The organism is Streptomyces sp. NPDC092370 (assembly GCF_044755265.1).
In the GTDB taxonomy this organism is placed as follows: Bacteria; Actinomycetota; Actinomycetes; order Streptomycetales; family Streptomycetaceae; genus Streptomyces.
In genome coordinates, this window is sequence record NZ_JBIVQO010000003.1 from 232,918 (window position 1) to 259,039 (window position 26,122).

General features: G+C 72.8%; 21 protein-coding genes and 1 pseudogene. 19 read left to right on the forward strand and 3 right to left on the reverse strand.

Translation table 11 applies throughout. The annotated features are described in order from the left end of the window. Positions 1–89: 89 nt before the first annotated feature. The 14 genes and pseudogenes from ACIQHQ_RS12275 to ACIQHQ_RS12340 all read left to right on the forward strand — a co-directional run bounded on the left by ACIQHQ_RS12275 (position 90) and on the right by ACIQHQ_RS12340 (position 17,885). Complete coding sequence (locus ACIQHQ_RS12275; RefSeq protein WP_402611861.1) at positions 90–1,082, forward strand: carbohydrate ABC transporter permease; 993 nt, start codon at positions 90–92, stop codon at positions 1,080–1,082. 7 nt (positions 1,083–1,089) lie between these two features. Then, complete coding sequence (locus tag ACIQHQ_RS12280) at positions 1,090–1,932, forward strand: carbohydrate ABC transporter permease (RefSeq protein WP_402611862.1); 843 nt, start codon at positions 1,090–1,092, stop codon at positions 1,930–1,932. A 60-nt stretch (positions 1,933–1,992) separates the two neighbouring features. Further along, positions 1,993–4,896, forward strand: coding sequence for an FAD-binding and (Fe-S)-binding domain-containing protein (locus tag ACIQHQ_RS12285; protein ID WP_402611863.1), 2,904 nt, complete (start codon positions 1,993–1,995; stop codon positions 4,894–4,896). A gap of 301 nt (positions 4,897–5,197) precedes the next feature. Continuing rightward, a complete protein-coding gene (locus ACIQHQ_RS12290; RefSeq protein WP_402611864.1) occupies positions 5,198–6,334 on the forward strand; it encodes a lipid II:glycine glycyltransferase FemX in 1,137 nt (378 codons plus the stop codon). A 161-nt stretch (positions 6,335–6,495) separates the two neighbouring features. After that, the gene (locus ACIQHQ_RS12295; protein ID WP_402611865.1) at positions 6,496–7,455 is read left to right on the forward strand and encodes an EamA family transporter; all 960 of its coding nucleotides are present in this window, start codon (positions 6,496–6,498) and stop codon (positions 7,453–7,455) included. A 459-nt stretch (positions 7,456–7,914) separates the two neighbouring features. Further along, the gene (locus ACIQHQ_RS12300; protein ID WP_402611866.1) at positions 7,915–8,517 is read left to right on the forward strand and encodes a DinB family protein; all 603 of its coding nucleotides are present in this window, start codon (positions 7,915–7,917) and stop codon (positions 8,515–8,517) included. 273 nt (positions 8,518–8,790) lie between these two features. After that, positions 8,791–9,585, forward strand: coding sequence for a TIGR03084 family metal-binding protein (locus ACIQHQ_RS12305; RefSeq protein ID WP_402611867.1), 795 nt, complete (start codon positions 8,791–8,793; stop codon positions 9,583–9,585). 139 nt (positions 9,586–9,724) lie between these two features. Beyond that, positions 9,725–11,395, forward strand: coding sequence for an acyclic terpene utilization AtuA family protein (locus ACIQHQ_RS12310; protein ID WP_402611868.1), 1,671 nt, complete (start codon positions 9,725–9,727; stop codon positions 11,393–11,395). Next, the gene (locus tag ACIQHQ_RS12315; RefSeq protein ID WP_402611869.1) at positions 11,392–12,990 is read left to right on the forward strand and encodes an acyl-CoA carboxylase subunit beta; all 1,599 of its coding nucleotides are present in this window, start codon (positions 11,392–11,394) and stop codon (positions 12,988–12,990) included. Before ACIQHQ_RS12310 ends, ACIQHQ_RS12315 begins: the two co-directional genes overlap by 4 nt. 35 nt (positions 12,991–13,025) lie before the next feature. Further along, positions 13,026–14,870 carry an acetyl/propionyl/methylcrotonyl-CoA carboxylase subunit alpha gene (locus tag ACIQHQ_RS12320; protein WP_402611870.1) on the forward strand — a complete coding sequence of 615 codons (1,845 nt, stop codon included), beginning with the start codon at positions 13,026–13,028 and terminating at the stop codon, positions 14,868–14,870. Between the two features lie 80 nt (positions 14,871–14,950). Then, entirely contained in the window at positions 14,951–16,078 is a 1,128-nt protein-coding gene (locus ACIQHQ_RS12325) for an acyl-CoA dehydrogenase family protein (protein ID WP_402611871.1), read from the forward strand. Between the two features lie 27 nt (positions 16,079–16,105). After that, a pseudogene (locus ACIQHQ_RS12330) lies at positions 16,106–16,414 on the forward strand (AMP-binding protein); the annotation flags it as partial. A 137-nt stretch (positions 16,415–16,551) separates the two neighbouring features. Further along, positions 16,552–17,286 carry an enoyl-CoA hydratase family protein gene (locus tag ACIQHQ_RS12335; protein ID WP_402611872.1) on the forward strand — a complete coding sequence of 245 codons (735 nt, stop codon included), beginning with the start codon at positions 16,552–16,554 and terminating at the stop codon, positions 17,284–17,286. Next, positions 17,274–17,885, forward strand: a complete 612-nt coding sequence (locus ACIQHQ_RS12340) for a TetR/AcrR family transcriptional regulator (RefSeq protein ID WP_402611873.1) — start codon at positions 17,274–17,276, stop codon at positions 17,883–17,885. Before ACIQHQ_RS12335 ends, ACIQHQ_RS12340 begins: the two co-directional genes overlap by 13 nt. A gap of 110 nt (positions 17,886–17,995) precedes the next feature. On the opposite strand, the gene pdxH is transcribed toward ACIQHQ_RS12340, so the two are convergent. After that, positions 17,996–18,664: a pyridoxamine 5'-phosphate oxidase gene (gene pdxH, locus ACIQHQ_RS12345; protein WP_402611874.1), complete on the reverse strand. Its 669-nt coding sequence runs from the start codon at positions 18,662–18,664 to the stop codon at positions 17,996–17,998. A gap of 284 nt (positions 18,665–18,948) precedes the next feature. Here pdxH and ACIQHQ_RS12350 point away from each other — a divergent pair, with 284 nt between their 5' ends. Then, positions 18,949–20,049 carry a citrate synthase 2 gene (locus tag ACIQHQ_RS12350; protein ID WP_402611875.1) on the forward strand — a complete coding sequence of 367 codons (1,101 nt, stop codon included), beginning with the start codon at positions 18,949–18,951 and terminating at the stop codon, positions 20,047–20,049. A gap of 20 nt (positions 20,050–20,069) precedes the next feature. Here ACIQHQ_RS12350 and ACIQHQ_RS12355 read toward each other — a convergent pair whose 3' ends face one another. Beyond that, positions 20,070–20,576 carry an HIT family protein gene (locus ACIQHQ_RS12355; protein ID WP_402612172.1) on the reverse strand — a complete coding sequence of 169 codons (507 nt, stop codon included), beginning with the start codon at positions 20,574–20,576 and terminating at the stop codon, positions 20,070–20,072. A gap of 303 nt (positions 20,577–20,879) precedes the next feature. Here ACIQHQ_RS12355 and ACIQHQ_RS12360 point away from each other — a divergent pair, with 303 nt between their 5' ends. Both ACIQHQ_RS12360 and ACIQHQ_RS12365 read left to right on the forward strand, forming a co-directional pair. Continuing rightward, positions 20,880–21,293 (forward strand): RidA family protein, encoded by a 414-nt coding sequence (locus tag ACIQHQ_RS12360; protein ID WP_402611876.1) that lies wholly within the window; start codon positions 20,880–20,882, stop codon positions 21,291–21,293. 131 nt (positions 21,294–21,424) lie between these two features. Beyond that, positions 21,425–22,879 (forward strand): PAS domain-containing protein, encoded by a 1,455-nt coding sequence (locus ACIQHQ_RS12365; RefSeq protein ID WP_402611877.1) that lies wholly within the window; start codon positions 21,425–21,427, stop codon positions 22,877–22,879. Positions 22,880–22,898: 19 nt separating this feature from the next. On the opposite strand, the gene ACIQHQ_RS12370 is transcribed toward ACIQHQ_RS12365, so the two are convergent. After that, positions 22,899–23,654, reverse strand: coding sequence for an SIS domain-containing protein (locus ACIQHQ_RS12370; RefSeq protein ID WP_402611878.1), 756 nt, complete (start codon positions 23,652–23,654; stop codon positions 22,899–22,901). Positions 23,655–23,923: 269 nt separating this feature from the next. Here ACIQHQ_RS12370 and ACIQHQ_RS12375 point away from each other — a divergent pair, with 269 nt between their 5' ends. After that, positions 23,924–24,616, forward strand: coding sequence for a metal-dependent transcriptional regulator (locus ACIQHQ_RS12375; RefSeq protein WP_283971932.1), 693 nt, complete (start codon positions 23,924–23,926; stop codon positions 24,614–24,616). A 605-nt stretch (positions 24,617–25,221) separates the two neighbouring features. After that, entirely contained in the window at positions 25,222–26,121 is a 900-nt protein-coding gene (locus ACIQHQ_RS12380) for an alpha/beta fold hydrolase (RefSeq protein ID WP_402611879.1), read from the forward strand. The last annotated feature ends 1 nt before the right edge of the window (position 26,122 follow it).

Below are 26,122 nucleotides of genomic sequence, written 5' to 3' on the forward strand. Positions count from 1 at the left end.
CAGGACGTATCGGCCCGGGCGGGCCGTCGGCGCCATGGCATGCGGCCATGTACCGGCCGAGCCCGCCCCGCCGGGAAGAGGACCCTGTCGTGAAAACCGTGGAACCCGCGCACCCCGCGGCCCCTGGCCGGGCGCAGGCCGCATCGTCCGCGCCCTCCGCGAAACCCGCGCGTCCGTCGCGCGGCAACCGCGACCGGCTGCACGGGCTGCTGATGGCCGCCCCGGCCGTCGGCGGGCTGATCGCCTTCGTCGGCATCCCGTTCGGCTACGCCGTGGTGCTCTCCTTCTACAACGTCCGCCTCGGCTCGCCGCTGGAGCCCGCCTTCTTCGGCGTGGAGCACTACCGGCGGCTGTTCACCGACCCCGACCTGTCCGGCCCGTTCCTGCGGGCGCTGCTGAACAACCTGACCTTCGCCGCCGTCGTCGTACCGCTCCAGACGGGTCTGGCGCTGGCGCTGGCGATCCTGCTCAACCGCAAGCTGAAGGCCATCGGCCTGTTCCGGGCCTTCTTCTTCATGCCGGTGGTCTTCCCGATGGCGCTGGTCGCCGTGATCTGGCGGCTCATCCTCGCCCGCAGCGAGCAGGGCATGCTCAACTCCCTGCTGGACACCGTGAGTTTCGGCAACTGGGGTGCCTTCGACTGGCTCGGCGACGGCCTCACCGCGATGGGCTCGATCATCGTGCTGTCGGTGTGGCAGGGCGTCGGCTTCCAGATGGTCATCCTGCTGGCCGGCCTCCAGCAGATCCCGGGCGAGCTCTACGAGGCCTCCCAGCTGGACCGGGCCTCCCGCTGGCAGCAGTTCCGGCACGTCACCCTGCCCGGCATCCGCGGCACCCTCGTGTTCGTCGCGATGCTGACCTCGGTGCTGTCCTTCCGGGTCTTCGACCAGGTGTACATCCTCATCCGCGGCGGCGGCCTGGACGAGGACGCCACCCGGACGGTGATGTACCAGGCCGTCACCACGGCCTTCGACCAGAACAACATCGGCCAGGCCTCGGCCGTCACGGTGGTGTTCTTCCTGATCGTCGTCGCCCTGACGATCGTCCAGCGCCGCGTCGTCCGGCCCGACCACGAGGACTGACTCCACCATGGCCATACCCCGTACGCCCGTACGCCGCGTCCTCGACTACACCGTCCTGAGCGTCCTGGCGTTCGTCTTCGCCCTCCCCGCGCTCTACCTCTTCCTCGGCAGCCTCAAGCCGTCCGACGAGGTCCTGAACGGTCTGTCCGGCTTCCTGCCCACCCACCTCTCCTTCGACAACTACACCGCCGTCCTCGACAGCCTCAGCTCCGACAGCACCGGCTACTTCTGGCAGTTCATGGGCGTGTCGGTGCTGCTGTCGTTCGTGGTGGTCACCGGCGGACTGATCGTCAACTCGATGGCGGCCTACGGGCTGACACGGCTGAAGTGGCGGGGGCAGAACGCCGTGTTCACCCTGGTCCTGCTGCTGATGCTGATCCCGTTCGAGTCGGTGGCGGTGCCGCTGTTCTACATGTTCAACGGCCAGCGCAACACCCTGTTCATCCAGGCCCTGCCGTTCGTCGCCAACGCCTTCGCGATCTACCAGTTCCACACGTTCTTCAAGAAGATCCCGCCGAGCATCGAGGAGGCGGCCCGGCTGGACGGCGCCGGGCCCTGGCGCACCTTCTTCGCGATCATCGTGCCGATGTCCCGGCCGGTGTTCGCCTCGGTCGCGATCCTCACCTTCCTCATCCAGTGGGGCTCCTTCCTGTGGCCGGTGCTGATGGTGTCCGACCCGTCGGTGCGCCCCCTCCCCCTGGAGATGAGCGTCTTCCAGGGGCAGCAGCCCCCGGACTGGGGCCAGATCCTCGCCTTCGGCGTGCTGCTGGTGCTGCCCGTGCTGATCGTCTTCGCGTTCTTCCAGCGCTGGTTCGTCGAGGGCGTGGCCAGCTCCGCCGTCAAGGGCTGAGACCTCGGGGGAGTATCGCCCCGGTCCGTCACTGTCAGTGGCCGGGTGCATGCTGGACGCATGACGGATGTCGGGGATCCGGCCGCCCTCGAGGCCGAGCTGAACCGGGTCGTCCGGGGTGACGTGGGTTTCGACGTCACCTCCCGGGCGCTGGTCACCATGGACGCCTCCAACTACCGGCGGGTGCCGCTCGGTGTGGTCGCTCCCCATGACGCCGACGACGTGGCGGCCGTGCTGGAGGTGTGCCGGGAGCGGGGGGTGCCGGTCGTGGCGAGAGGCGGCGGTACGTCGATCGCGGGCCAGGCGACGGGCACGGGCGTGGTGCTGGACTTCACCCGGTACATGAACCGGCTCGTGTCCCTGGATCCCGCGGAGCGCACCGCCGTCGTGCAGCCGGGCCTGGTGCTCGACCGGCTCCAGGAGGCCGCCGCCCCGCACGGCCTGCGGTTCGGCCCCGACCCCTCCACCCACAGCCGGTGCACGCTCGGCGGCATGATCGGCAACAACTCGTGCGGCTCGCACTCGGTGGCGTGGGGGACGACCGCGGACAGTGTGCGGGAGCTGGACGTCGTCACCGCGCGCGGCGAGCGCCTGCGGCTCGGGCGGGACTGGTCCGGAGCACCGGCGGGGCTGCGGGAGCTGGCCGAGGGGGAACCGGCGCGTCTGCGCACCGGCTTCCCGGACCTGCCCCGCCGCATCTCCGGTTACGCGCTGGACGCCCTGCTGCCCGAGCGCGGCGCCGACGTGGCCCGCTCCTTCTGCGGCTCCGAGGGCACCCTCGGTGTGCTGACGGAGGCGGTCGTACGCCTGGTCGAGGCGCCCCGCGCGCGTGCCCTGGCCGTGCTGGCGTACGCCGACGAGAGCGCGGCGGCGGAGGCGGCGGCCGGGCTGCTGCCGCTTCGGCCGCTGACGGTGGAGGGGATGGCGGCGGATCTGGTGCCGTCCCCGGCCGCGCTGCCGCGGGGCGGCGCCTGGCTGTTCGTGGAGACCGGCGGGGAGTCGGCGGCTCAGGCACGCGCGCGTGCGGAGGCGATCGTGCGGGCGGCCGATGTCGTGGACGCGCTCGTGGTCACGGACCCGGCCGGGCAGGGGGCGCTGTGGCGGATCCGGGACGACGCGAGCGGCACGGCGACGCGCATGCCGGACGGCTCCGAGGCGTGGCCGGGCTGGGAGGACTGCGCGGTGCCGCCCGCCCGGCTGGGCGCGTACCTGCGGGATTTCCGGGGGCTGATGGCGGCCCACGGACTGCGCGGCACGCCGTACGGGCACTTCGGGGACGGCTGCATCCACGTCCGGATCGACTTCGACCTGCTGACCGAGGCCGGCGTCGCCCGTTTCCGCCGCTTCTCGGAGGAACTCGCGGAGCTGGTGGTCACGTACGGCGGGTCGCTGTCCGGGGAGCACGGGGACGGGCAGGCGCGTGCGGAGCTGCTGCCGAGGATGTACGGGGCCGAGATGGTGGCCCTGTTCGAGCGGGTGAAGGGCGTATGGGACCCGGACGACCTGCTCAACCCCGGGATGCTCGTCCGCCCCGCGCCCCTGGACAGCGGCCTGCGCTTCTCCGTCCTGCCCCGCGAGCCGGTCGACGTGGCCTTCGGCTACCCCTTGGACGGCGGTGACTTCTCGGCGGCGGTGCGGCGCTGCGTGGGCGTCGCCAAGTGCCGTACGACGTCGGTGAACGGCCCGGGGGTCATGTGCCCGTCCTTCCGGGCGACCGGCGCGGAGGAGCACTCCACGCGCGGACGGGCCCGGCTGCTGCACGAGATGCTCGCGGGTGAAGTGGTGACGGACGGCTGGCGCTCGCGGGAGGTCCGCGACGCGCTCGACCTGTGCCTGTCCTGCAAGGGCTGCCGCTCGGACTGCCCGGTCGGGGTCGACATGGCCACGTACAAGGCCGAGTTCCTCCACCGGCACTACGCCGGGCGCCGCCGTCCGGCCGCCCACTACGCCATGGGCCGGCTGCCGGTGTGGCTGCGGGCGGTGTCCCGGACCCGCACGGCGTGGCTGGTCAACGCGCTGTCGCGGATACAGCCCGTCGCGTGGGCGATGAAACGGCTGGGCGGCATCGCCCCGGAGCGGGAGATCCCCCCGGTGGCGCGGCGGACGTTCACCGGCTGGTGGGAGCGGAGGAGGGCGCATCGTCCCCCGGCGCAGGGCCGGCTGATCGTCCTGTGGCCCGACACCTTCACCGAGCACCTCTCCCCCTCCGTGGGCCGGGCCGCCGTACGGGTGCTGGAGGCGGCCGGGCTGCGGGTGGCGCTGCCGCCCACCCTGCGCCTGGCGAAGCCGCCGGTGGGCGACGCCAGGACGGTCGCCCTGGACCCACTGTCCCTCCTGCGCGGCCGGGGCCGGGTCTGCTGCGGGCTGACGTACGTGTCGACGGGCCAGCTGGACCGCGCCCGGGCCGTCATGCGCCGCACGCTCGATCTGATGGAACCGGTGCTGGAGACCGGTGCCCCGGTCGTGGTCCTGGAGCCGAGCTGCGCCGCCGCCCTGCGCACCGACGTCCCCGAGCTGCTGCACGACGATCCGCGCGCGGCCCGTCTCGCCGCGAGGGTCCTCACCTTCGCGGAGGCGCTGGAGCGGCACGCCCCCGAGTGGGCCCCGCCGCGCGTGGACCGCCCGGTGGCCGGGCAGACCCACTGCCACCAGCACGCGGTGCTCGGCGACGCCGCCGACCGCCGGCTGCGTGCGGCGGCCCTGCTCTCCGGCGAACTGAGCGGCGGCTGCTGCGGCCTCGCGGGAAACTTCGGCTTCGAGAAGGGCCACTACGAGGTGTCCACCGCCTGCGCGGAGGAACAGCTCCTGCCGTCCGTACGGGACGCCCCGGACGGCACGGTGGTCCTGGCGGACGGCTTCTCCTGCCGCACGCAGCTGGAGCAGCTGGCGGGCGTGCGGGGCAGGCACCTGGCGGAGGTCCTGGCCGAGGCGCTCGACGAGAACACGGGCGGGACCGACGCGTGAGACGTCCCGCGACGACCGGCGGCAAGCCTGTGCTGATCATCAACCGGGACCGGACCCGAGGTGACCGGCACTCCCTCACGAGGGTTTCGCTTCCGCTCGGCGGCCCTCACCACCGTGGCAGACCGGCTCGGTACTCCGGTCGACGGCCGGGCGGAGCAGAGACCGTGACCGGGGAGCGGCGCCGCGTGGGGCGTTCGTGCCACCGGACGGGTGGACCCGAGTGTCTGAGCCGGCGGAGGGCCGGGGCCGCTCCTAGGCTCGCGGGACCAGACACCGCCCGCTGCTCGAAGGAGCCCGCCGCATGAGCGTCCGCGTCCAGCCGATCACCCGTGAGGAGCACCTCGGGTTCGTCACGGCCCGCCCCTCCGCCAGCCACACCCAGCTCCCGTCCTGGGGCGAGGTGAAGCCCGACTGGCGGGCGGAGAGCCTCGGCTGGTTCGACGACCGCGGGCAGCTCGTCGGCGTGGGACTGGTGCTGCTGCGGCCGCTGCCCGGGCCCCGGGTGCCCGGGCTGCCGCGCTACCTCGCGTATCTGCCCGAGGGGCCGCTCCTCGACTGGCACGAGCCCGGCCTCGAGCGGCTGCTGGAGCCGATGCTCGCCCACCTCAGACGGCGGGGCGCCTTCGCGGTGCGGATGGGCCCACCGGTCGTGGTGCGCCGCTGGAGCGCCGACGTGGTCAAGGCGGCGATCGCGGACCCGGCGGCGCGGCGGCTGAGCGACGTGCGGGCGACGTCGTACGAACCGCGGGCCGGCCAGGTCGCGGACAGCCTGCGCCGCATGGGCTGGCGGCAGTCCGAGACCTCCGGCGAGAACGGCTTCGCGGCCGGACAGCCCCGCTACGTCTTCCAGGTGCCGTTCGCCGGCCGGTCGCTGGAGGACATCCACGGCGGCCTGAACCAGCAGTGGCGCCGCAACATCAAGAAGGCGGAGAAAGCCGGGGTCAAGGTCGTGCGCGGCGATCTGGAGGACCTGCCGGCCTTCCACGAGCTCTACTGCGAGACCGCCGAACGGGACCGTTTCCTCCCGCGCCCGCTGCCGTACTTCCAGCGCATGTGGACGGCGCTCACCGCCGAACACCCCGACCGGATGCGGCTGTACCTCGCCTATCACGACGGGGAGGTGCTGGCCGCCGCCACCATGCTGACCGTCGGCGAGCACGTCTGGTACTCCTACGGCGCCTCCACCGCCCGCCGCCGCGAGGTCCAGCCGAGCAGCGCCGTGCAGTGGCGCATGATGACCGACGCGCACGAACTCGGTGCCGCCGTCTACGACCTGCGCGGCATCACCGACACCCTGGAGGAGTCCAGCGACCTGCTGGGCCTGATCCGCTTCAAGGTGGGCACCGGCGGCGAGGCCGTGGAGTACCTCGGCGAATGGGACTACCCGCTCAACCGGCTGCTCCACAAGGCGTTCGACCTCTACCTCGCCCGCCGCTGAGGTCTCACAGCCCGAGACAGAGGTAAAAGGGGTTCACGCACCTGACCAAGTCCATTACCCTGGACCGTGCAGTGCATCGGGCTGTACGTTGAGTGCATCCGGGTGTACGCACCGCACACGCGCAGCACCCGGACACCGACCCCCGAGCACAGGACCCGCCCGTGACCACGCCGGACACCACCGCCTCGCCCGCGTCCGCGACCCCCGCCGCCACCGCGCCGGGTACCGGCCCGGGCCGGCTCGGCTCCCTCGGGCCCGTGGGCCTGGTGCTCGCGGGCGGCATCTCCGTGCAGTTCGGCGGCGCGCTGGCGGTGACCCTGATGCCCAGGGCGGGTGCCCTCGGAGTGGTGGCGCTGCGCCTGCTGGTCGCGGCCGTCGTCCTCCTGCTGGTCTGCCGTCCACGGCTGCGCGGCCACTCGCGTGCCGACTGGGGCACGGTCGTCGTCTTCGGCATCACCATGGCCGCCATGAACGGCCTCTTCTACCAGGCCCTCGCCCGTATCCCGCTGGGCCCCGCGGTCACCCTGGAGGTCCTCGGCCCGCTCGCCCTCTCGGTCTTCGCCTCCCGCCGCGCGATCAACGTCGTCTGGGCGGCGCTCGCCCTCGCCGGTGTCTTCCTGCTGGGCGGGGGAGGCTTCAGCGGCCTCGACCCCATAGGAACGGCCTTCGCCCTGGGGGCCGGCGCCATGTGGGCGGCCTACATCGTCTTCAGCGCCCGTACGGGCCGCCGCTTCCCGCAGGCGGACGGACTGGCCCTGGCGATGGCGGTGGGGGCGGTGCTGTTCCTGCCGCTGGGCATCGCCGAGTCGGGGGCGAAGCTGCTCGACCCGGTGACGCTGGGCCTCGGCGCGGCGGTCGCGCTGCTCTCCTCGGTCCTGCCCTACACCCTCGAACTCCTCGCCCTGCGCCGCCTGCCCGCCTCCACCTTCGCGATCCTGATGAGCCTCGAACCGGCCATCGCCGCGACGGCCGGTTTCCTCATCCTCGACCAGGTCCTCAGCGCCGCCGAGGCCGCCGCGATCGCCCTCGTCGTCGCGGCGAGCATGGGGGCGGTGCGCACCCAGGTGGGCCGCGGCCGCAAGAACGCGGTGGCGCTGGAGGGCACGGCGCGGAAGGACTGACCGGCCCGAGGCCGTCCGGCCCCCGAGGCTGTCCGGCCGCCCCCGGGGCCGTCCGGCCGCGAGACTGTCCGGTCCGGTCCCAAGACCGTCCGGCCCCTGAGGCCGTCCGGTCCTCGGGGGTGACCGTCCCCGACGAAGCGGGCAACCGCCGTCCCGTTTCGGCCGGCCCCGGCGAGGTGGGCAACCGCCGTTCCGTTTTCGGCCCGCCGATTTGTCAGCCCCGGGGCCGTCCGGTCCTCGGGGCTGACCGGCCTTCGGGGATGACCGGCCACCGAGGCCGTCCGGCCCTCGGGGATGACCGGTCCTCGGGGCTGACCGCCCTCGGCGAGGTGGGCAACGGCCGTCCCGTTTTCGGCCGTCCCCGGCGAGGTGGGCATCCGCCGTCCCCGGCGAGGTGGGCATCCGCCGTCCCGTTTTCGGCCCGGCCGGGTTGTCAGTGCCGGGTGCGAGACTGCCCGCATGACCGCACCGGACCCGAAGGCCGACCTCCTGCGCTATCTGCAAGAGGCACGTGACGCCCTGCTGTGGAAGCTCGACGGACTCTCGGAGTACGACATCCGCCGTCCCCTGACACCGACCGGCACCAATCTGCTGGGGCTGGTCAAGCACACTGCCGGTGTGGAGCTGGGGTACTTCGGCGACACCTTCGGCCGACCGTTCTTCGACGAGGACCCACCACCCTGGTGGTACACGCGGGACGCCGAACCCAACGCCGACATGTGGGCCACGCCGGACGAGTCGCGCGAGGACATCGCGGGGCTGTACCGCAGGGCGTGGGAGCACGCGGACGGCACCATCGGGGCTTTGCCGCTGGATGCGGTCGGTCGTGTCCCCTGGTGGCCCGAGGAGCGGCGCGAGACCACGCTGCACCACATCCTGGTGCGCGTGATCGCCGACACGAGCCGTCACGCCGGGCACGCCGACATCGTGCGCGAGCTCATCGACGGGTCGGTCGGCCTGACGCCGGGCAAGGACGGCATGCCCCCGGACGACCAGGCCATGTGGGAGGCCCATCGGCACCGGCTGGAGGAGGCGGCGCGCGAAGCGGCCGCGGAGGTCTGAGCTCGCCGCCACGAGCCCGGCCCGTGGCGGCGGCCGGCGCTGACGCACCAGCATCCGCGCACCAGGTTTCCGTAGTGCGCCCGCAGCCGGCGCGGCTCCCACAGCCCCGCCATCGTCACCGACAGCGGGCGCTCCGAGCGTGAACACCGCCCGCACCGGCACCGCCACCCGACCATTTCATGCAAGCACGCTTGATTGTTTCTGGTGCCGCTGCCATGCTCCTCAGCACGCCGCACCACCCCGCACACCGCCGTGCCCCGAGGGGAGCGCCCCGTGTCCGATCAGACGTCCGTGATCGACGATCTGCGCGAGGAGAGCGAGGAACTCGACCGCCTCGTCGCCGGATTGCCCCCGCGACGATGGTCGCTCGCGACCCCCGCGCCCGGGTGGACCGTGGCCCACCAGATCGCTCACCTCGCCTGGACGGACCGCTCGGCCCTGCTCGCCGTCACGGACGCCGGCGGCTTCCACACGCTGGTCGAGAAGGCCCTCGCCGCGCCGGGCTCGTTCGTCGACAAGGGGGCCGAGGAGGGCGCCGCGCTCCCGCCCGCCGAACTGCTCGCGCGGTGGCGTGAGGGCCGTGCGGCACTGGAGACGGCGCTCCGGGCGTCCCCGCCCAAGGCGCGCTTCCCCTGGTACGGCCCGCCGATGTCGGCCGCCTCCATGGCGACGGCCCGCCTGATGGAGACCTGGGCCCATGGGCAGGACGTGGCCGACGCGCTGGGTGTGGTGCGCCCGCTCACGGACCGGCTCCGGCATGTGGCCTGGCTCGGGGTGCGGACCCGGGACTTCGCCTACGGCGTGCAGGGGCTGACCCCACCCACAGGCCCCTTCCGCGTCGAACTCCGCGCACCCTCCGGCGACCTGTGGACGTACGGCCCCGAGGACGCCCCGCAGCGCGTCTCCGGACCCGCCCTCGACTTCTGTCTCCTGGTCACCCAGCGTGCCCACCGCACCGACCTCGCCCTGCGGGCCGACGGCCCCGACGCCGACCGCTGGCTGGACATCGCGCAGGCCTTCGCGGGACCGCCGGGAAGCGGACGCCCACCGAAGGAGGCCGGCGCGTGATGCCCGTGTGCGGTGGCGGGGAGGCCGGGCGTGTGACGCCCGTGTGCGGTGGCGGGGAGGCCGGGCGCGTGACGCCCGTGTGCGGTGGCGGGGAGGCCGGGCGTGTGACGCCCGTGTGCGGTGGCGGGGAGGCGGCCTCGTGACGACCTTGCGCATAGGCAACGCCTCCGGCTTCTACGGCGACCGCTTCGACGCGATGCGCGAGATGCTCACCGGCGGGGAACTCGACGTCCTCACCGGCGACTACCTCGCCGAGCTGACCATGCTCATCCTCGGCCGGGACCGTCTCAAGGACCCCGCCGCCGGATACGCCCGCACGTTCCTGCGGCAGTTGGAGGACTGCCTCGGCCTCGCGCACGAACGGGGCGTGCGGATCGTCACCAACGCCGGCGGACTCGACCCGGCCGGACTCGCCGACGCCGTACGGGCGTTGGCGGCTCGGCTCGGCATTCCCGTGCGCGTCGCCCATGTCGAGGGCGACGACCTCACCGCCGAGCACCCGGGGAGCCTCGCCGCTCACGCCTACCTCGGCGGCTTCGGCATCGCGGAGTGCCTGCGGGCGGGCGCCGACATCGTGGTCACCGGCCGGGTGACGGACGCGGCCCTGGTCACCGGGCCCGCCGCCGCCCACTTCGGCTGGACACCGGCGCAGTACGACCGGCTCGCGGGGGCCGTCGTCGCCGGGCACGTCCTGGAGTGCGGGACGCAGGCGACCGGCGGCAACTACGCCTTCTTCCAGGACGGCGACGTCCGCCGCCCCGGGTTCCCGCTCGCCGAACTGCACGAGGACGGCGGCTGCGTCATCACCAAGCACCCCGGCACCGGCGGCTTCGTCGACGTCGGCACGGTCACCGCACAACTGCTGTACGAGACGGCCGGCGCCCGGTACGCGGGACCGGACGTCACCGCCCGGCTGGACACCGTACGGCTGAGCCGGGACGGAACAGACCGGGTGCGGATCGAGGGCGTGCGCGGGGAGGCACCGCCGCCCACCCTCAAGGTCGGGCTCAACCGGCTCGGCGGCTTCCGCAACGAGGTCGTCTTCGTGCTCACCGGCCTCGACGTGGAGGCCAAGGCCGCCTTGGTGCGGGACCAGATGGAACCGGCCCTCGGCAAGATCGCCGACGTGCGCTGGGAGCTGGCCCGCACCGACCGCTCCGACGCCCCGAGCGAGGAGACGGCGAGCGCGCTGCTGCGGCTCGTCGTGCGGGACCCGGACCAGGGCGTCGTCGGGCGGGCGCTGAGCGGGGCGGCCGTGGAGCTGGCGCTGGCCAGTTACCCGGGCTTCCACGTGCTGGCCCCACCCGGAAAGGGTTCGCCCTACGGGGTCTTCGAGGCGGTGTACGTCCCCCGGGAGGCCGTCGGCCATGTGGCGGTCCTCCACGACGGGCGCCGGATCCCCGTGCCACCGGCCCACGACACGGCGGTCCTCGACGACGCGCCCGAGCCGCCCCTACCGGAGCCGCCGGCGCCCGGGCCCACCCGGCGCGCCCCCCTCGGCCTCGTCGCGGGTGCCCGCAGCGGGGACAAGGGCGGCAACGCCAACGTCGGGGTGTGGGCGCGCACGGACGACGCCTGGCGGTGGCTCGCCCATGAGCTGACCGCCGACCGGTTCCGCGAGCTGATCCCCGAGAGTCGCCAGCTGACCGTCGTACGGCACGTGCTGCCGAACCTGCGCGCCCTCAACTTCGTCGTCGAGGGCATCCTCGGCGCCGGTGTCGCCGACCGGCACCGCTTCGACCCGCAGGCCAAGGCCCTCGGCGAATGGCTGCGCTCCCGCCACCTGGAGATACCGGAGGCCCTGCTGTGACCGTCCTGACCTCCGCGCTCGACCCGGCCGGCCTCGAATACCGGGCCAACCGCGAGGCGATGCTGGACAAGCTCGCCGCACTCGACGCCGAACACGCCAAGGCCCTCGCGGGCGGGGGCGAGAAGTACGTCGCCCGGCACCGGGGGCGCGGCAAGCTCCTCGCCCGCGAGCGCATCGAGCTGCTCCTCGACCCCGACACGCCGTTCCTGGAGCTGTCGCCGCTGGCCGCCTGGGGCAGCGACCACACCGTCGGCGCGTCCCTGGTCACCGGCATCGGTGTCGTCGAGGGCGTGGAGTGCCTGATCACCGCCAACGACCCGACCGTGCGCGGGGGAGCGAGCAACCCCTGGTCGCTGAAGAAGGCCCTGCGCGCCAACGACATCGCGCTGGCCAACCGGCTGCCCTGCGTCAGTCTGGTCGAGTCCGGCGGCGCCGATCTGCCGTCCCAGAAGGAGATCTTCATCCCCGGCGGCGCCGTCTTCCGGGACCTCACCCGGCTGTCCGCCGCCGGGATCCCCACCGTCGCGGTCGTCTTCGGCAACTCCACCGCCGGCGGCGCCTACATCCCGGGCATGTCCGACCACGTGATCATGGTCAAGGAGCGGGCGAAGGTGTTCCTCGGCGGTCCGCCGCTGGTGAAGATGGCGACCGGGGAGGAGAGCGACGACGAGTCCCTGGGCGGCGCCGGGATGCACGCGCGGGTGTCGGGCCTCGCCGACTACCTCGCCGTCGACGAGCCGGACGCGCTGCGGCAGGCCCGACGTGTGGTCGCCCGCCTCAACCACCGCAAGGCATATGAGGATCCAGGGCCCGCCGAGCCGCCCCGGTACGACGCGGAGGAACTGCTCGGCATCGTCCCCGGCGACCTGAAGAGCCCCTTCGACCCGCGCGAGGTCATCGCCCGCATCGTCGACGCCTCCGACTTCGACGAGTTCAAGCCGCTGTACGGGACGAGCCTGACCACCGGCTGGGCCGCCCTGCACGGCTATCCGGTCGGCATCCTCGCGAACGCCCGGGGGGTGCTGTTCAGCGAGGAGTCGCAGAAGGCCGCCCAGTTCATCCAGCTCGCCAACCAGCGCGACATCCCCTTGCTGTTCCTGCACAACACCACCGGCTACATGGTCGGCGAGGAGTACGAGCAGGGCGGCATCATCAAACACGGCGCGATGATGATCAACGCGGTGAGCAACAGCCGCGTCCCCCACCTCTCGGTCCTCATGGGCGCCTCCTACGGCGCCGGGCACTACGGCATGTGCGGCAGGGCCTACGACCCCCGCTTCCTCTTCGCCTGGCCCAGCGCCAAGTCCGCCGTCATGGGCCCGCAGCAGCTCGCCGGCGTGCTGTCGATCGTCGCCCGCCAGTCCGCCGCCGCCAAGGGGCAGCCCTACGACGACGAGGCGGACGCCGCGCTGCGGGCCATGGTGGAACAGCAGATCGAGTCCGAGTCGCTGCCGATGTTCCTGTCCGGGCGGCTCTACGACGACGGTGTCATCGACCCGCGTGACACCCGCACCGTCCTCGGCCTGTGCCTGTCCGCGATCCACACCGCCCCCTACGAGGGCGCGCGCGGTGGCTTCGGCGTCTTCCGGATGTGAGGGAACCAGTGACCGATGCCGTGAGGGACCCTTCAGTGATCACTTCTGTGCTCGTCGCCAACCGCGGCGAGATCGCCTGCCGCGTCTTCCGCACCTGCCGTGACCTGGGCATCCGGACCGTCGCCGTGCACTCGGACGCGGACGCGAACGCCCTGCACGCACGCGTGGCCGACGCGAGCGTACGACTGCCGGGGGAGGCGCCCGCCGACACCTATCTGCGCGGCGACCTGATCGTGAAGGCCGCCGTCGCGGCCGGCGCGGACGCCGTGCACCCCGGCTACGGCTTCCTCTCCGAGAACGCCGATTTCGCCCGGGCCGTGCTGGCCGCGGGCCTGCGCTGGATCGGGCCGCCCCCGCAGGCCATCGAGACGATGGCGTCCAAGACCCGCGCCAAGCAGCTCATGGGCATCGAGCCCCTCGCCGAGGTCACCGAGGCCGACCTGCCGGTGCTGGTGAAGGCGGCGGCGGGCGGCGGCGGCCGTGGCATGCGCGTCGTACGGCGCATGGCGGACCTGGACGCCGAACTGGCCGCCGCACGGGCCGAGGCCGCCAGTGCCTTCGGCGACGGCGAGGTCTTCGCCGAGCCGTACGTGGAGGACGGCCGCCATGTCGAGGTGCAGATCCTCGCCGACACCCACGGCACCGTCCGTGCCCTCGGCACCCGCGACTGCTCCCTCCAGCGCCGCCACCAGAAGGTGATCGAGGAGGCCCCGGCGCCCGGCCTCTCCGGCACGCTGGAGGACGAGCTGTGTGCCCTCGCCGTCCGGGCCGCCCGGGCCGTCGACTACGTGGGCGCCGGAACGGTCGAGTTCCTCGTCGCCGACGGCAGGGCGCACTTCCTGGAGATGAACACCCGCCTCCAGGTCGAACACCCCGTCACGGAGGCCGTGTTCGGCGTCGACCTGGTGGCGCAGCAGATCCGGATCGCCGAGGGCCACCCCCTCGACACCGACCCTCCCCGCGCCCGGGGCCACGCCGTGGAGGCCCGCCTGTACGCCGAGGACCCCTCCCGCGACTGGTCCCCGCAGACCGGCACCGTGCACCGCCTCTTCGTCCCCGGACCGGTCCGCCTGGACACGGGCTACACGGACGGCGACGAGATCGGCGTCCACTACGACCCCCTGCTCGCCAAGGTCGTGGCGCACGCCCCCACCCGCACGGAAGCCGTCCGCAGGCTCGCCGCCGCCCTCGAACGCGCGGTGATCCACGGCCCCGTCACCAACCGCGACCTCCTGGTCCGCTCCCTGCGTCACCCCGAGTTCACCGACGGCCGCATGGACACCGGCTTCTACGACCGCCACCTGCCGGATCTGGCCGAGCCGTCCCCCGACCCGCACGCCCCCCTGGCCGCCGCCCTCGCCGACGCCCACGGCCGCTCCCGCTTCGGCGGCTGGCGCAACGTCCCCGCACAGCCGCAGACCAAGCGGTACCTGATGGCGGGCGAGGAGCACGAGGCCCGCTACCGGCACACGAGGCAGGGCCTTCAGGCGGACGGGGTGCGGGTCGTCCACGCCGACGCGCACCTCGTGGTCCTCGAAGTGGCCGGGGTGCGGCGCAAGTACGAGGTCGCCCGCCACCGCGACCGGGTCTACGTCAACAACACGGCCCTGACCGCCCTGCCCCGCTTCCCCGACCCCACCACCCAGCACGCCCCCGGCTCCCTCCTGGCCCCCATGCCGGGCACGGTCGTCCGCGTCTCCGAGGGCCTCACGGCGGGAACACCGGTGAAGGCGGGTGAGCCCCTGCTCTGGCTGGAGGCGATGAAGATGCAGCACAAGATCACCGCCCCGGTCACGGGAACGCTGACCGAGCTGTGCGTCGCACCCGGACAGCAGGTGGAGCCGGGCGCGCTCCTGGCGGTGGTGACGGAGACCTTGTAAGGGCGCGGGGCTGTATGTACATGCGCCTCCGCCGCGTGAGCGCGACACACCACGACGAGCCCGCACGCGAAAGGACCCCCATGGCCACCGACGACCACAAAGCCCTACGAGAGGCCGTCGCCGCACTCGGCGAACGCCACGGCCGGGGAGGCGACACCGGGCAACTCTGGTCGGAAGCCGCCAGACTGGGCTACATAGGCGTCAACCTCCCGGAGGAGTACGGCGGCGGAGGCGGAGGCATCTCGGAACTCTCCCTCGTCCTCGAAGAGCTCGGAGCCGCGGGCTGCCCGCTCCTCATGATGGTGGTGTCACCCGCCATCTGCGGCACGGTGATATCCCGCTTCGGCACGGACGCCCAGAAACGGCAGTGGCTCCCCGGCCTCGCCGACGGCACCCGCCTCATGGCCTTCGGCATCACCGAACCCGACGCCGGCTCCAACAGCCACCGCATCACCACCACGGCCCGCCGCGACCAGGACACCGGAGGCTGGATCCTCACCGGCCGCAAGGTCTTCGTCTCCGGCGTGGACATCGCGGACGCGACCCTCATCGTCGGCCGCACCGAGGACGCCCGCACCGGCCGTCTCAAGCCCTGTCTCTTCATCGTCCCGCGCGACACCCCCGGCTTCGCCCGCCGGGCCATCGACATGGAACTCAACGCCGCGGAGAAGCAGTTCGAGCTGGTCCTGGACGACGTACGGCTGCCCGCCGACGCCCTGGTCGGCGACGAGGACGCGGGACTCCTCCAGCTCTTCGCCGGCCTCAACCCCGAACGCGTCATGACCGCCGCCTTCGCGATCGGCATGGGACGCCACGCCCTCGCGAAGGCCGTCGCATACGCCCGCGAGCGCACCGTGTGGGACACCCCCATCGGCGCGCACCAGGCCATCGCCCACCCCCTCGCCCAGGCGCACATCGACCTCGAACTCGCCCGCCTGATGATGCAGAAGGCCGCCGCCCTCTACGACGCGGGCGACGACATGGGCGCCGGAGAGGCCGCCAACATGGCCAAGTACGCGGCCGGGGAGGCCTGTGTGAAGGCGGTCGACCAAGCCGTGCACACCCTCGGCGGCAACGGCCTCACCCGCGAGTTCGGCCTCGCCTCGCTGATAACGGCCGCACGCGTGGCCCGTATCGCGCCGGTGAGCCGGGAGATGATTCTCAACTACGTCTCCCACCAGACTCTCGGCCTGCCCAAGTCGTACTGAGACGGCCCGCGCGAGGAGGAACCAGTGATGTTCCGCAGCGAGTACGCAGACGTCCCTCCCGTCGAATTGCCCATCCACGACGCGGTCCTGGCCCGGGCCGCCGAGTTCGGCGACACCCCGGCGCTGATCGACGGCACCGACGGCACCACCCTCTCGTACGAGCAGGTGGACCGGTTCCACCGGCGCGTCGCCGCCGCCCTGGCCGAGGCCGGGGTCCGCAAGGGCGACGTCCTCGCCCTGCACAGCCCCAACACCATCGCCTTCCCGACCGCCTTCTACGCGGCCACGCGCGCGGGCGCCACCGTCACCACCGTGCACCCGCTCGCCACCGCCGAGCTCACCGAGGCGGACATCATGATGTACGTCGCCGAACGCGTCGCCCCCTACAAGCGGATACGCCAGGTCACCTTCACCGTCGGCGTCCCCCGCGCGGCCTCCGGCAAGATCCTCCGCCGACAGCTCAGGGAGAGCGCATGTCGCTGATCACCCGCACCCGCGCGCGTGCCGTGGAGACCCTGTCCCTCGACTCACCACGCAACCGCAACGCCCTGTCGGCGGCCCTGGTCGGTGAACTGGCCGGCGCTCTCACCGACGCCGGCGAGGACACCGGCGTGCGCGCCGTCGTCCTCACCCACACCGGCACCACCTTCAGCGCGGGCGCCGACCTCAAGGACCCGCCGCCCCCGGAGGCGCTGGTCGCCCTGCTGCGGCAGATCATCGAAGTGCCCAAGCCGGTCGTCGCCCGGGTCACCGGCCACGTCCGCGCGGGCGGCCTCGGCCTCCTGGCCGCCTGTGACATCGCCGCCGCCTCCACTGAGGCCACCTTCGCCTTCACCGAGGTCCGCATCGGTGTCGCCCCCGCCGTCATCTCCCTCCCGCTCCTGCCCCGCGCCGACCCGCGCGCCCTCGCCCGCTACTACCTCACCGGCGAACGCTTCGACGCGGCGGAGGCGACCGCAACAGGCCTGCTCACCACCTATGCCGACGACGTCGACACGGCCCTGGCACCCGTCCTGGACGGTCTGCGCCGCTCCGCCCCCCACGCCCTGGCCGAGACGAAACGGCTGCTCGCGGCTAGGGTGCTGGAAGCCTTCGACCGGGACGCTGCCGACCTGACCGCGCTCTCGGCCCGGCTGTTCTCCTCCCCGCAGGCCCGCGAGGGGATGACGGCCTTCCTCGAACGACGGGATCCGGCATGGGTGGTGTGAGCACGGTCGATCGTGCGGAGAGAGTCCCCAAGCAGGACCGCAGCCGGGCCACCCGGCAGCGGCTCCTCGAAGCCGCCGTGTCCTGCCTCGCCGAACACGGCTGGGCAGGCTCCACCGTCTCCGTCGTCGCCGAACGCGCCGGAGTCTCCCGCGGCGCCGCCCAGCACCACTTCCCCACCCGCGAGGACCTCTTCACGGCGGCCGTCGAGTACGTCGCCGAGGAACGCTCCACGGCCCTGCGCGCGCTGTTCCCCGAGGGCGCGGCCGGAGACCGCCACGCCGTCGTCGCCGCCCTGGTCGACCTCTACACGGGGCCGTTGTTCCGCGCGGCCCTCCACCTGTGGGTCGCCGCCTCCAACGAGGACCAGCTGCGTCCCCGCGTCACCGAGCTCGAATCGCGGGTCGGCCGCGAAACCCACCGCATAGCCGTCGACCTCCTCGCCGCGGACGAATCCGTCCCCGGCGTCCGCGAGACGGTCCAGGGTCTCCTCGACATGGCCCGCGGACTGGGCCTCGCCAACCTCCTCACGGACGACACGGCCCGCCGGGAACGGGTGGTGGCCCAGTGGGCGGGGTTGCTGGACGAGACGCTGGGCTGAGGGCGGTGTCAGTGGCCGGGGCCACGGTTGCGCCCCGGCTTCCGCACCGGCCTCGGCGAACTCCTGGACGGCCACCGCACGGCCTGCGTGGGGGGAGAAAGCTCTGTCTCTCAGGGACTGAGCCGCTCCACCTGCCAGCTGCCGTCCGGCTGCTCCACGTAGCGCAGACGGTCGTGCAGCCGGTTCTCGCGGCCCTGCCAGAACTCCACCGTCTGCGGCGCCACCCGGAAGCCGCCCCAGTGCGGGGGCACGGGCACCTGCTCGCCCTCGGGGTAGCGGGCCGCCAGCTCGGCGTAGGCGCCGTCGACGTCGGCGCGGGTGGAGATCACCGAGGACTGGGCGCTGGCCCACGCCCCCAGCTGCGAACCGTGCGGACGGGTGCGGAAGTACGCCGCCGTCTCGTCCCGGCCGGTGCGCCGGGCGACTCCGGTCACGATGACCTGCCGGGCCATGGGGTGCCAGGGGAACAGCAGCGAGACGTACGGGTTCTCCGCCAGGTCACGGGCCTTGCGGGAGTCGTAGTTCGTGTAGAAGACGAAGCCCTGTTCGTCGAAGTGCTTGAGCAGCACCGTACGGGCGCTGGGACGTCCCCCGGCGTCGGCCGTCGAGACGATCATGGCGTTCGGCTCGAACAGCCCACCGTCCGTCGCCGCCTGTTTGAACCAGCGCGCGAACTGCTCGACGGGCGTGGCGGCCAGCTCGGTCTCGGAGAGCCCCTCCGCCCGGTACTGCTTGCGCATCGAGGCCAGATCGAAGGGGACGTCGTCGCGGTCGGTCACCCGGTCATCTTGCCGTATGGACGGTGTCCTTCGTCACTGCATGGCACTGAGTGCCGTGAACCCTCCCCAACGCTGGCACTCGGGGATATCGTTTGGATGCCGTTCCGGTGGGGTGACCGCCAACCGCACGGGGCATCACCGGGGAGACCGGCCGGGACCGCGAGTCGCGCGGACGACCGTGGATCCACCGGACGGCCGCCCGCTTCGCCAGCTGACTGACACATGGTTCGTTCGTTCCACCCCACATCACACCATCTGTCACTTACACCACGAGGAGCCGCCTGATGTCCGACTTCGTACCCGGGCTCGAGGGAGTCATCGCGTTCGAGACGGAGATCGCCGAACCGGACAAGGAGGGCGGCGCACTCCGGTACCGGGGCGTCGACATCGAGGACCTCGTCGGCCACGTCTCGTTCGGCAACGTCTGGGGCCTGCTCGTCGACGGCGCCTTCAATCCCGGCCTGCCGCCCGCCGAACCGTTCCCCATCCCCGTGCACTCCGGCGACATCCGTGTGGACGTCCAGTCCGCCCTGGCCATGCTGGCGCCCGTCTGGGGCCTCAAACCGCTCCTCGACATCGATGCCGAGGAGGCCCGCGAGGACCTGGCCCGCGCGGCCGTCATGGCGCTGTCCTACGTCGCCCAGTCGGCGCGCGGCCAGGGCCTGCCGATGGTTCCGCAGCGCGAGATCGACAAGGCCCAGTCCGTCGTCGAACGCTTCATGATCCGCTGGCGGGGCGAGCCGGACCCCAAGCACGTGGCGGCGGTGGACGCGTACTGGACGAGCGCCGCGGAGCACGGCATGAACGCCTCCACGTTCACGGCGAGGGTCATCGCCTCGACCGGCGCGGACGTCGCGGCCGCGCTCTCCGGCGCGGTGGGCGCGATGTCCGGCCCGCTGCACGGCGGCGCCCCCTCCCGCGTCCTGCACATGATCGAGGAGATCGAGCGCACCGGCGACGCCAAGGCCTACGTCAAGCGGACGCTGGACAAGGGCGAGCGTCTCATGGGCTTCGGTCACCGCGTCTACCGCGCCGAGGACCCGAGGGCCAGGGTGCTGCGCCGCACGGCCCGCGAGCTGGGAGCCCCCCGCTTCGAGGTCGCCGAGGCCCTGGAGAAGGCGGCCCTCGCGGAACTCCACGCCCGCCGCCCCGACCGGGTCCTCGCCACGAACGTCGAGTTCTGGGCCGCCATCGTCCTGGACTTCGCGGAGGTCCCGGCGCACATGTTCACGTCCATGTTCACCTGCGCCCGCACGGCCGGGTGGTCCGCCCACATCCTGGAGCAGAAGCGCACGGGCCGCCTGGTCCGCCCCTCGGCCCGCTACGTGGGCCCGGGCACCCGCAACCCCCACGAGATCGAGGGCTACGAGGGCATCGCCCACTGACCCGCTCCACGTCCACGGCCTCACCCGACTCCGGGTGGGGCCGTCGGCATGCATCGTCCCGCGAGCCGATCCAGCTCCTCGCCGATGGCCTCCCGCAGCCGGTCATGACGGGCCCCGAGCGCGTACCGCTCCTCGCCCCACATCCGCCGCGGGTACAGCCACACGGGCAGCCGCACCAGGTCCCCGGGCTCCCAGTCGTAGCGCGGCCACACATGCGCGTGCAGAAACCCGTCGGTGTTCCCGAGGATCTCCAGATTGACCCGCCGGAACCCCGTCTCCACCCGCCGGCAGGCCCGCTCGACGGCTTCCCCCAGCCGGTCCATGCCGTCCAGAAATGCCAGCCGCCTGCTCCGCGGCAGCTCGGACAGCCGCTGCACCGCCGGATCATCGGTCAGCAACACCGAGTAGCCGGGCAGGAACTGCACATCGCCCATGACCGCGAAGCCGGCGTCCAGCCTCCGCAGCACGGCCGGGTTCTCACCCCGCAGGGCACTGCCGATCCGATCGTCGCGCCACGCGTCCACCACCATCGCCCCCGGGAAGCCGCAGGAAAACGCAGACGACCCGCGAGTCTGGTTCCTCCGGAGGAGGAGCCGGCCGGACGTACCGGCGACTCGCGGGTCGGGTGACTGCTGGAGATTGGGCCGGCTGCGCGCTTCACTCACGCGCTGGTCCGGCACCGCACTGTGTGTGGTGTCGGGCCGCTAGCCCGCAGCCACCTCACGCGTCCGGTTCTCATACATCTGCCGAACCACCTCCCTTCTCGTGTACCTGGAACCCTAAGAAACCGATCGGCCCCGGATCAACCGCTTTTTTGAGACCTTGACTCCATGACGCAGCGGCAGGCGATTCTCAGCGGTTCGGTGTTCGAGGAGCGGATCGGGTACGCCCGGGCCGTCGTGGACGGGGACTGGGTGCACGTGTCGGGGACGACCGGGTTCGACTACGCGGACATGACGATCTCCGAGGACGTGGTGGAGCAGGCGGAGCAGTGTCTGCGGAACATCGGGGCCGCGCTGGAGAAGGCCGGGTGTTCGTTCGCGGACGTCGTGCGGGTGCGGTACCTGCTGCCGGAGCGCGAGGACTTCGAGCCGTGCTGGCCGGTGCTGCGCGCGTGCTTCGGCGAGGTGCGGCCGGCCGCGACGATGTTGGTGTGCGGGCTCGCGGACCCCCGGATGAGGATCGAGATCGAGGTGTACGCGCGGCGGGGGAGCGGCGAGGTGGTCCTGCCGTTGATCGACTGAGGGCGTGGGCCGCCCGGCGGTGCGGCCGCCCGGGCGGTCCCCGTGGCGTTGACGTGGGGATTGCCGCCGTACAACGATTGCTTCAATGTTCTGGGAACTCGGTGTGCGCTGGGTCACGTTCCAGTTGAATGATGGCAAGGAGCGAACCGACGTGCCGGACGTACGGACGCAGCCTGCAGGGGGTCCAGGTGAGTGCTTCCCGGCGTAGTGGGACCACCGACGAGCTGGGGCCGGAGGAGCCCGGGCGGGACGGTTCGGATGGTCAGGATCTGCTTGCCGCTTTGCTGGACGGGATGGACGCGGCGCTGTGCGCGTTCGACGCCGACGGGGTCGTGACGCACTGGAACCGTGAGGCCGAGCGGATCCTCGGCTGGAGCGCCGACGAGGCCGTGGGGCGGCGCGGGCTGGCCGGGTGGGCCGTGCGCAGCGCGGACGCCGAGGAGGTCGAGGGCCGGCTGCTGTCGGTGATGCACGCGCCGGGGCGGCAGGTGCACGAGTTCGCCCTGCTGACGAAGGACGGCGGGCGCGTGCTCGTGCGGACGCAGTCGGCGGCGGTGCGCGGGCCCGACGGGAAGCCGGCGGGGGTGTACTGCGCGTTCAGCGAGGTGCACGCGCAGATCGATCTGGAGCGGTCGATCGCGCTGAGCGAGGCGCTGTTCGAGGACGCCAGCTGGGGCGTCGTGCTGGTGGACGTGGACCTGCGGCCGGCCGTGGTGAACGCGCACGCGGCCCGGGCGCTGGGCACGGGTCGTACGTCGGTGCTCGGGCGGCCGCTCGGGGAGTTGCTGGCGCAGGGTGTGGAGGAGCTGGAGAGCGCGCTGCAGCACGTGCTGGCGGAGGGTGCGCCGCCCGCGCCGGCCGAGGTGTGGGTGAGTGTGCGCGCGTCGGAGGGCGAGCAGCGGCGGTGCTGGCGCAGCGGCTTTTTGCGGCTGGCCTCGCCCCTCGCGGAGGAGCCGGTCCCGCTGGGTGTGGGCTGGCTGTTCCAGGACGTGACGGAGGCCAAGCAGGCCGAGCAGGAGGCGTCCCTGCTGCGGTTCCGCATGCAGCAGCTGCACCGGGCGTCGCGGGCCGCCGCCGAGTGCGAGGACCCGGCGGAGGCGGCGACGGTCCACCTGGACTTCGCCCTGGCCGGTTTCGCCGACCACGCGCTGATCGACCGGGTCGCCGGTGGCGCGCTCACCGACGCGGAGACCGAGGGGCCGGTGCGGCTGGTCCGGGTCGCCGCGACACCCTCGGGGGCGCCGGGCCCGAGCAAGCTGGCCGACCGCGCGGGACTGCCCGTCCGGTACGCCGAGGGGCACCCGGCCCTGCAGAGCGTGGAGCGCATGGGAGCCCTGCGGGCGAGCGCGGGCGCCGCCTCGCCCGAGGCGGCCCACGAGTGGGCCCTGGCCCGTCAGTGGCCCCCGGACGCGGTGCACGCCCTGTGCGCGGTGCTGCGCAGCCGGGGCCGGACGCTGGGCGTCGTGACGTTCCTGCGGGGCGCGGGCCGCAGCGCCTTCGAGCGCTCCGACGCGATGTACGCGGAGGACGTGGCGGTGCGGATCGCGACGGCGCTGGATCTGGCCGGGCTGACGCAGGAGCGGTGAGGCGCGCCTCCCGGTCTTCTCAGTGCCGGTAGAAGATCCGGTCGCGGTACTGCTCCATCACCCGGGCGTTCCAGTCGTGGCCGCCGTCGACGTTGCCCGAGCGCAGCAGCGGCGGCTCGATGCCGCGGTCGGCGAGCGTCGTGGCCGCCGTCGCCATGACGGCCTGCAGGAGCGCCGAGGTGACGACCGTGGAGGCGGGAGCGAAGGGGGCGGGGATGTCCTCGTGGGTGAGTTCGGCGTCGCCGACTGCGATCTTGGAGTCGAGGACGAGGTCGCAGTGGTCCTTGAGGTACGTGCCGGAGGCGTGCCGGGACTTCGTCTGCGAGGCGTAGGCCACCGACGTCACGCCGATGACCCTGACGCCCAGGGCGCGCGCGTTCATGGCCATCTCGACGGGCAGCGCGTTGCGCCCCGACAGGGAGATGATCAGCAGGGCGTCGCCCTCGCGGAGCGGGGAGCTGTCGAGGACGGCGCTCGCGAGGCCGTCGACGCGTTCCAGGGCGGAGCCGAGCGGCGCGGGCATGACGTCGACGCCGACGACCCCCGGCACGGCGAGCAGGTTCATCAGCGCGAGGCCCCCGGCGCGGTAGACGAGGTCCTGCGCGGCGAGGGAGGAGTGCCCCGCGCCGAAGGCGAAGAGCCGGCCCCCGCTCGCGACGGTGTCGGCGAGGAGCGTCCCGGCCGTGGCGATGCCGTCGGCCTCCTCGTCACGGATCTGCCGCAGCAGGCCGATCGCGGCGTCGAGGAACTGTCCGGCCGGCGCGCGGTCGCTCATTCGGGATCCCTTCGGGCTGGCCTCGCCGCTCGTGTCGCGCATCACGGTGCGGTCTGGACCACTGCGGTGTCAATACGGCCGTGCGGTCCGCGCGCCGAGTGCCGGGCGAGCGCCGGAAGGAAAGTCCGTACCCTTGCGCACGGCCGTGTAATCCCCGGCCTCCCTCCGGCGGCACGGTTGGCGGTGGTATCCGGCAGAATTGGTTGCAGGGCCAGCGCACACGCCGGTGAGCCGTCCAGCCTCCGGCAGATCTCATTCGAGGGGCACGTATGTCCGGACTGATCGACACCACGGAGATGTATCTCCGCACCATCCTCGAGCTGGAGGAAGAGGGTGTGGTCCCCATGCGCGCCCGTATCGCCGAGCGGCTGGACCAGAGCGGCCCCACCGTCAGCCAGACGGTGGCGCGGATGGAGCGCGACGGACTGGTGTCCGTCGCCAGCGACCGGCACCTGGAGCTGACCGACGAGGGCCGTCGGCTGGCCACGCGTGTGATGCGCAAGCACCGCCTGGCCGAGTGTCTGCTCGTCGACGTGATCGGTCTGGAGTGGGAGCAGGTCCACGCCGAGGCGTGCCGCTGGGAGCACGTGATGAGCGAGGCCGTGGAGCGCCGCGTCCTGGAGCTGCTGCGGCACCCGACGGAGTCGCCGTACGGCAACCCGATCCCGGGGCTGGAGGAGCTCGGCGAGAAGGACGGCGCCGACCCGTTCCTGGACGAGGGCATGGTGTCGCTGGCCAGCCTCGACCCGGGCGCCGAGGGCAAGACGGTCGTCGTGCGCCGGATCGGCGAGCCCATCCAGACGGACGCGCAGCTGATGTACACGCTGCGGCGGGCGGGCGTGCAGCCCGGCTCGGTGGTGAGTGTGACCGAGTCGCCGGGCGGTGTGCTGGTCGGCAGTGGTGGCGAGGCGGCCGAGCTGGAGTCGGACGTCGCCTCCCACGTGTTCGTCGCCAAGCCCTGAGCCGCCGCGCCGCCGGCGAGGGCGGCCCGCCGGGGCATGGTCAACTCCCTTCGCGTGGGGGGTTCTTGTGGCGTTGGCGTGATCCGGACCGAATCGGGGATCCGGTCCGCCGAATGGCAGCGCTCGTGCGCTTCCCGTGCGACGCTGTCGCGTGAGGCATATGACCTGAGGGGCTCTGGGCCCGCGGCTCGACAGCGATGTCAGCCCGGCCGGGGAGGGGGCTGGAGGATGTGCCGTGGAGCAGAGGAGGGCCCCGGCGCCGTGCGGCGCCGGGGCCTGTCCTCCCCTGTGCTGACCCGGAGCCCCGAGCTCTCAGGGTCATTCCCCGCGGGCCGGTTTCCCCGAGCGGCCCGCCCCCCGTTGAAGATCTCCCCTCCGCAGCGGCGATCAATCCCCGGGGATGGTCACTCGAACGAGGGGTGTTGCCCGCGAAAACCCCATTCTCGAATGCCCATTCGATAGCCTGCGGGCGGCGCACGGCACACTTGTACGGACAGGTACGACGGCCAGCAGGGCAGAAGGAACAGCAGGCGGAAACACGGTTCACAGGACCGGCCGGCTCCCAGGGAGCCGCGGTCCGCGCGAAGCTTGGGGGGTGCCAGGACATGGCGCGACGCATCGACGTGACCGGGACGGGCGGCGTACGCCTGGCGGCCTGGGAGTTCGGCGACCCGCCCAAAACCGACCCGGCGCAGGACGGGCAGGGGGCGCACGACGGGCACATCGCGCCGGAGGGCTCGCCCGGCGTGCTGTTACTGCACGGCCTCATGGGCCGCGCCTCGCACTGGGCGTCCACCGCCCGCTGGCTCTGCGCGCGTTACCGCGCGGTCGCCCTCGACCAGCGCGGCCACGGCCGCAGTGACAAACCGCCGCAGGGCTCCTTCACCCGAGACGCCTACGTGGACGACGCCGAGGCCGCTCTCGAGCAGCTCGGCCTCGCCCCGGTCGTCCTCATCGGCCACGCCATGGGCGCGCTGACCGCCTGGCAGCTCGCCGCCAAACGCCCCGACCTGGTCCGCGGGCTGATCATCTGCGACATGCGGGCCTCCGCGCTCGGCGGTGCCTCCCAGCGCGAGTGGGGCCAGTGGTTCGAGTCCTGGCCGCTGCCCTTCGCCACGCTGGCCGACGTCCGCAAGTTCTTCGGCGAGGACGACCCCTGGGTGGAGCGGCCCAATCCGGCCCGTGGCGAGTTCTACGCCGAGGTGATGGCCGAGTCCTCGGACGGCTGGCGCCCGGTCTTCGAGCCGGAGCAGATGCTCCGCTCCCGCGAGACCTGGGTGTACGACGCGCACTGGGAGGAGCTGGCCCAGGTCCGCTGCCCCACCCTGGTCGTGCGCGGCCTGGACGGCGAGCTGGGCCGCGCCGAGGCCCAGGAGATGGTCCGCGTCCTGCCCCGCGGCCAGTACGCCGAGGTGGCGGACGCCGGTCACCTGGTGCACTACGACCAGCCGGAGGCCTGGCGTGCCGCCATCGAGCCGTTCCTGGACTCGCTGGGCGACCACTGAC